At 70.9% G+C, this 1710-nt stretch carries 2 protein-coding genes; one reads left to right on the plus strand and one right to left on the minus strand.

Annotated features, from left to right (window positions below; all coding sequences use genetic code 11):
- Positions 1-555 (minus strand): ChuX/HutX family heme-like substrate-binding protein (locus tag BKE38_RS27565; RefSeq protein ID WP_278247655.1); only part of this gene is annotated, 555 nt, incomplete at its 3' end.
- Positions 556-766: 211 nt separating this feature from the next.
- Between BKE38_RS27565 and BKE38_RS27570 the strand changes: the two genes are divergently transcribed.
- Entirely contained in the window at positions 767-1654 is an 888-nt protein-coding gene (locus BKE38_RS27570) for an MBL fold metallo-hydrolase (RefSeq protein ID WP_076960377.1), read from the plus strand.
- The last annotated feature ends 56 nt before the right edge of the window (positions 1655-1710 follow it).

Consider the following 1710-nt stretch of genomic DNA (forward strand, 5'->3'; position numbering starts at 1 on the left):
GACCGCCGGGGATCGCCAGGGGTAAGTTCGTCGGCAGCGTCGGATGTGTATAAGGGACAGGGCGGGGCCCGGGCGTTCCGGCGGCGCGGCGCTGCCCGGGGCGGCGAAGGCGTCCACCAGCGCCTGCCAGGCAGCGCGGCCGGTGGCGGGGGTGGCGTCGATGCGGTGCAGCGGCTGGCCGCGGTCGTCGAAGAAGCGCAGCGAGGGCGTCTCGCCGCCGAGGGCGAAGCCGAAGGCCCAGCCGCCGGGGAAGAGGCGCAGGTCGATCTCGGCGCCCAGCACCAGCACATGGCCGGGGCCTGCGGAGACGTCGCGGAAGCGGCCCTGGCTTTGCAGGCTGGCGCTGGCGTTGCAGGTGCCGGCCAGCACCGGGCCGAGCGCCGGCAGGGCCTGGAACAGCGCGCCCCAGTCAGGGCGCAGCGGCGTCGCGGGGCCGCAGGCGCCGGCGGCCAGCAGGGCGGCCTGGCTGCAATCCAGCCGGCGGGCGGCCTCGGCCAGGTCGATCTGGGGGAAGTCGGTCTGCAGGCCGGCGAAGCGGGTGGGGAGGTCGGGCATGGATCCTGTCTCCATCGACAGATCGTCCATCGGAGGGTCCAGCGAAGGGCCCGGCGAGGCGGCGGGGTGATGCTTCGATATTAATAATCATTCTCAATCACGCAAGCGCGAGGAAGCGCCTGGCCGTTCACTTCGCGCCGGGCTGTGACAAAAGCGGCGCAGCCCGAGCGGTGACTTGACGGCGGGGGGCGACCGACGGAGGCTCCGCGGCATGACCCAGACCCGCCCCGAGATCGCCGGCTTCCACGACCCGCGGACCGGCAGCATCCAGTATGTCGTCTCCGACCCTGGCAGCGGGCGGGCCGCGGTGATCGATCCGGTGCTGGATTTCGACCCGGCCTCGGGCGCGACGGCGACGGGTTCAGCCGATGCGCTGCTGGCGCATCTGGCGGCGAAGGGGCTGGCGCTGGACTGGATCATCGACACGCATCCGCATGCCGACCATTTCTCCGCCGCCGGCTATCTGCAGGAACGGACGGGCAAGCCGATCGTCACCGGCGGGCGGGTGGTCGAGGTGCAGGCGCTGTGGAAGCGGATCTACAACCTGGGCGACGGCTTCGCGACGGACGGGTCGCAATGGGACCGGCTGCTGGAGGAGGGGCAGAGCCTGCCGCTGGGGGCGCTGTCGCTGGTGGCGATGCACAGCCCGGGGCATACGCTGGCCTCGATGACGCTGACGTGCGGCGATGCGGCCTTCATCCACGACACGCTGTTCATGCCCGACAGCGGCTCGGCGCGGGCGGATTTCCCGGGGGGCAGTGCTGCGGCGCTGTGGCGCTCGATCGAGCGGATCATGGCACTGCCGGAAGCGACCCGGCTGTTCACCGGCCATGACTACATGCCGAAGGGGCGGGCGGCGGTGTGGGAGAGTACGGTTGCCGAGCAGCGGGCGACGAACGTGCATCTGACGAAGGCATCGTGCGAGGCCGAGTTCGTCGCGATCCGGGAGGCGCGGGACCGGACCTTGCCGATGCCGAAGCTGATCCTGGCCGCGCTGCAGGTGAATATCGCGGGGGGCCGCTTGCCGGAGCCCGAGGCGTCTGGCCAGCGTTTCCTGAAGATCCCGCTGAACGGGTTGCCCGGCGCCGTCTGGGGCTGATTGGCTTTCTGACAAAAATAGAAGGGGCGCAAACCTATAGGTTTGCGGGGGGGATA

Origin of the sequence: Teichococcus deserti, assembly GCF_001982615.1 — a bacterium.
In the GTDB taxonomy this organism is placed as follows: domain Bacteria; phylum Pseudomonadota; class Alphaproteobacteria; order Acetobacterales; family Acetobacteraceae; genus Pseudoroseomonas; species Pseudoroseomonas deserti.